This is a genomic window from Acidithrix ferrooxidans, from assembly GCF_000949295.1.
Taxonomy (GTDB): domain Bacteria; phylum Actinomycetota; class Acidimicrobiia; order Acidimicrobiales; family Acidimicrobiaceae; genus Acidithrix; species Acidithrix ferrooxidans.
Genome location: NZ_JXYS01000126.1, coordinates 1 through 7666 on the forward strand (window position 1 = coordinate 1; position 7666 = coordinate 7666).

Consider the following 7666-nt stretch of genomic DNA (forward strand, 5'->3'; position numbering starts at 1 on the left):
AAGGCCGTCGGTCAACTACAGCACAAGATCAGCAAGTGCAAGAATGGATCTAAGAAGCATAAAAGGCTGGTAACTGCGAAGAAGAAGATCAACTCCAAAGCAAAGCTATCGCTTCGTGACTTTGATCATCAGGTTTCCAACAAGGCGGCCAATCACGTCATTAGCCACAACACCGCCAGAGTTATAGTTGGTGACGTGAGGGGTATTGAGAAGGAGACCAAGTCCAAGCGGCGCATGGGCCGCCACGGTCGTCAACAACTCTCCCAGTGGTCAAGGGGTCGACAGGAACGCTACCTCAAAGACAAGACCGGATTAGACCTAGATTTCCTGAACGAATCAGGTTCAACCAAGACCTGTCCAGCGTGCTTGACACGCAATCGACCATCAGGTCGGCCCTACCGATGCAAGAACCCTATTTGTGGTTTTACTTGTCATCGAGACGCTGTAGGAGCGATCAATATCCTCCAGAAGGCGTTATGCGGGGAATACACTCCAATTGGACCGGACATAAAAGTCCGAGTCACGTATCTCCGGGCTGTCGAGCGCTGGTCACTTGATCAACGTGAAGCACACCCCAAGGTGCAGTGCCGCAAGGCCAGAGCCCGAAGTAGTGCCCAGAACCGGGCCTTGTCTGAGGCAACTCAGATTAGCAAGCCGAAGCTAGCAAACTCATCCACCAGTACCGATTCATCGGTACCAGACCAGTTGGTCGTGGTGGCGTGACGGGAGCGATGCTTGGTAACCCCAACCAAACGGCGGAGCCAGAAGCCCCGTCCGTAAGGGCGGGGAGGTTCACTAATTACTCCAAGAAGTTGGCGGAGATTACCACTGACGACCTCTTAACGTGACTTTAGAGACTTCTCAACTTCGTCTCTGTATTTCATATGGCTCTGTCCCAATCCGATCAAAACTACGCCAACCATGGTCTCTTCTTGGAAGTAGCCCATTGCTACTTCGGTATCGATATCACCTTCCAGAATCCGAATTTGACTAGGGTCCACGACTAATCCGGGAATTCCAAAAGACTGAATCCTAAGATCAAACTGATCGGACCAAAATGCCGGCATCGGTTTAAATGACGTTGGAATGGTTCCCGATGTCAAAAGGCTTACCATTGCCTTACCGAGATAGCGACCGGAGTCCACCGCAATTCCCCAATGTTCGATTCGACGTGGAACCTCATCGAAAGCTAAATTTGGAAAGCGAGCCACATCTCCAACCGCAAAGTTCGCTCCACCATGGCCAAAGCGTAAGGTCTCATCACAGAGAACACCGTTACCCAAATCAAGGCCATTCTGCTGCATCCATTCCACATTTGGTATCGAACCGATCGCTTCTATAACCAGATCCGCCCTAATAATAGTACCGTCATCGCAATAAAGGGTAAAACCATCGGATCCACTCTCGATCTCTAGCGGGAGGCGACCAAGACAAAGCTCCACTCCTCTTTCTCGATGATGACGTCCTATAGCTCCTCCCAAAACGTTGCCCAACGGCCTTTGCATCAACACCTCTTCGGGTGCGACTATAGTTACCATATGGCCCAAATTAGTAAGGGTACCAGCCAATTCAGCACCAATAAATCCTGCACCAATAATTGCTATTCGCATTCCAGCTCGGATCAAAGCACCTTTTATAGCTTCCAAATCGTCAAAACTCCGAAGGGAAAATATGCCATTCTTGGGTTTTGGAATCGCCAGAGCACGACTGCGCAAACCTGTAGCAACTACAAGACCATCAAACTCTATGAGAGTATCATCCTCAAGGATTACCGTCTTTTCCTCTAATTGCAACGCTCGTGCCCCAACGCCCAAAATCATCTTGTATGAATCCGGCTTGGTCGAAGAACGAAGTTTGATCGCATCAAACCCTTCTGACGATGAAAGTGCCTCTTTCGAGAGTGGGGGCCGATTGTAAGGTGGATGCCTTTCGTCACCGATCAAGATCACCTCACCCGAATATCCAGCCCGCAATATTGAATCCACCGAGCGAAGCCCAGCAAGCGAAGCTCCGACAACGACGACCCTTGATCTTTCCAATGACGTCAATCCTCTATCTCGATTGCTTGCATTGGGCATACATCTATCGCCTCTTCGATCGAGTCGCGAAGATCCTCATCGAGCTCACCTGAGACATAAGTACCTTTCGCGACGTCCCTAAAGGTCAATTCGCCTCTCGAATTAAGGGCAAAGACATCTGGCGCCGCAAAGACACACTGACCATGATCCGAACACTTATCAAGATCGACTGTTACCTTCATTATTCTTATTCTCCCTATCTTTATAGATCCACCCAAGAAGGGCAATCTTCTCTAACTAATTCAAAAACTAAAGTGCCAAGATGCATATGACTTTGAATCGTCAACTTCTCTTATGAAAAATTATCGACATAACCTGGTAAATCAATAGTAATTTGCTCAAAATCGCCACCTGAGGACTATGGCTTGTGGCAATGACCCACCTTTTCCAATATGGCCCAATGGCAATACCGTCAAACCAGAAACCAAGGCTCCACAATCCTAAAAGATGGTTGACTTATTTAGCCAATGCCTCATCTTGGGCGATGGGCTAAGCACTTCACCACTTAGGACAACTTTCCTACTTGCTAGCTATTTCTAACTTTTACTACCTTGGACTGAACCGCAACCCACAATGCCATCACCCACGCGCTATCGCCCGTAATTGCTGTACGTAGAGGACTCACACAAAGATCGCACGTGTATAAGCACTTCTAATAATTATCAAGGACTTATACACTTAACACTCATAAATTTTACGCCCGATAACGGTAGCCATCTCAGATCAATAATCGCATCCATCATTGACGTCCCTAATCATATTCGAGAAATCGCATCTAATTGATTTTGTATAAACCTCAAAACCACCATAAATATCTGTCAGCGAATTGGGAGAGAAGCTCCCGGCTGGCAAAATTCGCTCGCAAATTAAATTAATTATCATTACCTAAAATAAAGACGGCATTAAACCAGTTAAGATTAAATATAAATGAGAATTTTCCTATAATTCATCGCTCCTATGCAGCCAGTCCATAGAACCAAGAGAATCTATCCAGTTCGAATTCACGAAGGCTTATTAGAATCCATGCTACTCAAGCACAGGAATATCGACTTAGACCAATAGATTGATCTGATGGCTAATAGTGCCACCTTAGAAAGTTCCAGTGAACCAGTCTTACTCCCACTTACGCATTAAGTAACCTAGGCTACCACTGCCTTTTCAGACGCATCATCCTAAGTAAGCTCCCAACGACAACCTCCAGTAAAAAAAATGGGTCACTAAAGTAGCTCCAATAAATCCTTATTATGGTTTGACTGAAAGATAGACACAACGCATTCTCGTATCTGGGATCTTTAAATGATAAATCCCAATCTTAAAACTCCCCTAATAAGTTGGTGACTAATTGAGCGAGCTAGAAATATTCAAGTCGATGATCGAGATTTTAGGAACGGAATAGTTTGTATCGATTCGAACGATGGCTCAAAACTGCTCTCGTTTTTTAAAGATAAAGCCCAAATTCACCCTCGAGATATTTTATTAGATGTAGCCACCACTCTGTCTCGGATCCAATAACTTACTAAAATAAGAACTATCGAAAGATAACACTTTTCAATGGATAATCCGTTGTAGCATAAGCAATGACCTGGGAACTATAACTGCTTATAGCTGGAATATTATAGCTCTGAACCCCAACTCGAAAAGACAATAGAAACACGTAGGATTTTAAATGAAGTCACTAATGGGTTCACGGAAAAAGTTAATATTACTCTACGTGACTAATAATATCTCGTAACCGCCAAAGACAAAAATTAATGGGGATTAGTTCTCAGAGGAAGTTCAAATGAGAAAAATTAAACTAAACGCAAAGATAGCAAGTGGTCTTACAGTTTTGGCGATAAGCGGTGGATGGCTAGCAGGTGCAACACTTGGAACCCCAGCGGTATCATCTGCGAGCACAACCCCATCTACATCGATACCTGCGGCTCTCTCTTCATTCACAACGACGAGCCCAAGTGGTGGACACCATGGTGGTCTTATGAGAGCTGTTGCTGGAGATCATCTCTTGAAAACTGCAGCTAGTGACCTAAAGACAACTACATCTGCTCTCAAAGCAGACTTGCAAGCTGGAAAGACCCTAGCCGCAGTAGCAACGGCAGCTAATATCTCTCCATCTACCTTGATCTCAGAGTTGGTAACTAGTGCTACAGCAAATATCAACTCCGCTGTAACCGCTGGAAAGATAACCTCTACTCAAGCCACTCAGATCCTGTCTCATCTAAATACAGCTATCACCAACTTCGTCAATAACCCACGTCCCGCTGGTGGCCCTGGCTTCGGTGGTCTTGGTGGACCCAGCTATGCTCAAGGTGGAGCCACCAGTGCCTACCCAGCATCGCAGGCTATCTAAGTGCTCAAGTAGACTCAACACACCCAAGCGATAATCCCAAATCGGACCAATGAGTCTTCTTGCTTGGTCTGGCTGACTATAAAGAGTGATTGAACGTTATATGAATATCGAAGCTGTCCATATAACGCCTTTGCAAAAGCCCATCAACTTGCATCTTCTAGGGCTTTTGAACTCCCAACTTCAACTTAAGCGACACCAACCTAAACGTAGATGGCTCTTAATCGGCTGACCTACACAGGGATGCTCTTTAACCCTTCCTCTCACGGAGTTCTTTGGCCCAGAGCTTTGACTCACTGAATGACACTGCAAGCCAATCATGAGATCCAAAAGGTGCACGATAGAGATGAACTTTTAAGGGCTCTCCTAACCCTCATGTGGGTCGCCAAGACCCCATAACCGATAAGTAACGCCTGTACGATAAGAACTTTTGGGTCTTTAAAAGCATTGAATGAAACGTGCACGGTTTGTGACCTCTAAATTTGAAGTTACTAACACACAGATTTAGGAGATCTAACCGTGCACGCTAACTCTCTAGTCAAGCAGTTGCTTGACGTTAAAGGTGTCATTGTCAACGATTTTTTATCTCAGTGCGACATGAAGTCACCGAATTTAACTGTTCCGAAAGGAGGAACCTGTCATTCAGCTGACAAGCCCACCGACACATGCGAGAGGAGTAATTCTCTGGTGTGGAGCTGTCGGAAAAGTACCCGCGGGAAATCTCATAGGCCAAACCGTGAGGTGAAGCCGACACTGCCAGCAACAAGGCCCTAAGGGGCGAGGGCTAGCTGCAATACCGTTCAGTTAGCGTTACAAGCGTGTAATACGTGCTTATCCCACGTGCTGGATGGGTAAAGCCGGTTACAGACCGCCGGTTGTCGGATTTAGTATCGGTCGGAGTATTGACCCGGGTCTTTCCCGCCGATCTCGTTGATAAGGTGATCGCTGCTGCAGGCCGTACCGAGCAGCGCAAACGAACTTTGCCAGCTCGGGTTATGGCCTACTTCGCCATCGGGATGGCGCTTTATTCCGATGGCTCTTATGAAGAGGTGATGGCCTAGCTGACCGACGGTCTTTCTTGGGCGACCGGATGGGATGAGACCTGGCAAGCGCCATCGAAGTCCGCGATCTTCCAAGCCCAGGCTCGCCTTGGCGCCCAGCCCCTTCGCGAACTCTTTTCGAAGGTAGCTGTTCCACTGGCGCCCAATGATGCCAAGGGTGCCTTCTTGGCAAATCGGCGGATAGTCGCCATCGATGGTACCTGTATCGAGGTCGCCGATACCCAGGAGAACTCCCAGTATTTCGGCCGAGCTCATGTGAGCAGAGGTGAGCGGGCTGCCTTTCCCCAAGCTCGGATAGTGGCTCTTGCCGAGCGTGGAAGCCACGCAGTCTTCGAAGCTGTCGTTGGTTCTTATTCCATTGGGGAGATAGAGCTCTCCAGAGAGCTTGTCAGTCGGCTTAGCCCGGGAATGCTCGTACTTGCCGATAGTTGCTTCTACGGGTTTCACCTCTAGACCCAGGCGGCTGCTCCGGAGCGGATCTTGCCTGGCGAGTGGGATCCTCCCTGAAACCCCGCTACTTAGAGACCCTCGCCGACGGATCATGGTTGGCCGAGGTAAGGCCATCGGATAACCAAGGACGAAGAGCGCAGCCGGCAGTGGTGAGGGTAATCGACTACAGCATCGACGATGGACGTAAGAACCCCGAGTCCTATCGCTTGCTTACCACCATTCTTGATCAGACGGTCGCCAGCGCAACCGAACTCGCTCTGGCCTATGCGAAGCGCTGGGAGATCGGCTCTGTCTTTGACGAGCTAAAAACCCACCAGCGCGGTCCGCGGATGGTGTTGCGTTCCAAGTCTCCCGAACTTGTAGAACAAGAGATCTGGGGACACCTTTGCTGTCACTACGCGATTCGCACCATGATGTACGAAGCCGCAGCTCACGCAAACAAGGAGCCCGAGAGGATATCTTTTATCACAGCGCTGCGTATAGCACGCCGATCTTTGGCCCAACAGGGCGCCTTTTCCCCCTCACGACCCTGAGGGTAACGCACATCTCTGGACGTGGGCAATCACTGCACTTCTTCGGAGGCTGAATCCACTTCGCCGCAGAAGATCCAATCCCCGGGTAATCAAGCGCAAGATGCCTAAATGGCAAGTGAAGCGTTCCCATCATGCCGACTGGCCCCAACACAGCGGTCCGCCACGCGCGACAATCCGACCACCTAGCTGAACGGTATTGGGGCTAGTTGGGTATGAGCAACATTTGTGAAGTGCTGGTTAAAGATCGTTATTACAAACAAGCCAAAGTTGCTGATGAGCTTGGACCAAAAGCTACCTGCGACGGTCGCATCTTTTAAGATTGGATGCGCGCTGACAATAACTCCCACCGGTGAAAAGGCAGGCCCTAACCCCAACGTATGTTATTTCAGTGGAACATTTCTCAGCCCTTCTTTCGCAGATTTCCCGAAAAATCGCCCCAATTGGTCCCTTTTGAGGGGATTTTGGGCGATTTTCGACTTGGGCGATTTATAGATGCCCTGGTAGATGGGTATTAGGTCTTTTTGGGTCGCGAATGTAGTGTCCTAATTTTTGAGTAGTTTTGATTATGACTTGCATTAGCTCTGACATGGTGCTATTGTCTTGTTGTGTTTATCCGTGAAACTCCAACAGTTAATAAAAAGACCGGCGTTAGCTACAGTAAGTACCAACTCGTTGAGTCCTACCGCTGTGAAAAAGGTCCCCGTCAACGTATAGTAATGACCTTGACCGAACTGGACCTGGATAAGTCATTGTGGCCAGCTCTGGCCAATGCTATAGCCCAGAGACTCTCTGGAGTAACCTCACTCTTTGAATCAGATCCTATTATTGCCAGATACGTCGATCTGGCAATCACTAAGTATGCAATTCGTTCCGAAGTTGCAGCCGCTAAAGAAACAAGAACTACTGAGGCTGACCTTGAGATGGTGGATCTCTCTAGTGCTAAGACTATCAATAGTAGAAGTATCGGTCCAGAACTCATAGGAAACTCGTTCTATGAAGCTCTTAGCTTCGATAAGATCCTAGAGAGTGCAGGTCTATCGGGTGAATCTCTTGGCATTGCCAAGGCAACGATAATAGCTCGTCTTATTCATCCTGGATCTGATCGAAAGACGTATTCGTATATCAACTCCAACTCTTCATTACCTGAGATATGTGGTATCGATCTCTCTAAGTTTCACAAGGATAAGGTCTATGCAATTG

Annotated in this window: 4 protein-coding genes and 2 pseudogenes; 4 read left to right on the forward strand and 2 right to left on the reverse strand. The window is 47.8% G+C overall.

The window, feature by feature from the left end:
- On the forward strand, positions 1-723 hold a 723-nt coding region (locus AXFE_RS16550; RefSeq protein WP_152626180.1), incomplete at its 5' end, for a zinc ribbon domain-containing protein.
- Positions 724-839: 116 nt separating this feature from the next.
- Here AXFE_RS16550 and AXFE_RS16555 read toward each other — a convergent pair.
- Together AXFE_RS16555 and AXFE_RS16560 are read right to left on the reverse strand one after the other, a co-directional pair.
- The gene (locus AXFE_RS16555) at positions 840-2039 is read right to left on the reverse strand and encodes an NAD(P)/FAD-dependent oxidoreductase (RefSeq protein ID WP_160291914.1); all 1200 of its coding nucleotides are present in this window, start codon (positions 2037-2039) and stop codon (positions 840-842) included.
- Positions 2040-2044: 5 nt separating this feature from the next.
- The gene (locus AXFE_RS16560) at positions 2045-2260 is read right to left on the reverse strand and encodes a ferredoxin (RefSeq protein ID WP_052607038.1); all 216 of its coding nucleotides are present in this window, start codon (positions 2258-2260) and stop codon (positions 2045-2047) included.
- 1598 nt (positions 2261-3858) lie between these two features.
- Between AXFE_RS16560 and AXFE_RS16565 the strand changes: the two genes are divergently transcribed.
- The 3 genes and pseudogenes from AXFE_RS16565 to AXFE_RS16580 all read left to right on the forward strand — a co-directional run.
- Positions 3859-4425: a hypothetical protein gene (locus AXFE_RS16565; RefSeq protein ID WP_052607036.1), complete on the forward strand. Its 567-nt coding sequence runs from the start codon at positions 3859-3861 to the stop codon at positions 4423-4425.
- 830 nt (positions 4426-5255) lie between these two features.
- Positions 5256-6466 (forward strand): annotated as a pseudogene (locus tag AXFE_RS16570) (IS4 family transposase).
- 605 nt (positions 6467-7071) lie between these two features.
- A pseudogene (locus tag AXFE_RS16580) lies at positions 7072-7666 on the forward strand (IS1634 family transposase); the annotation flags it as partial.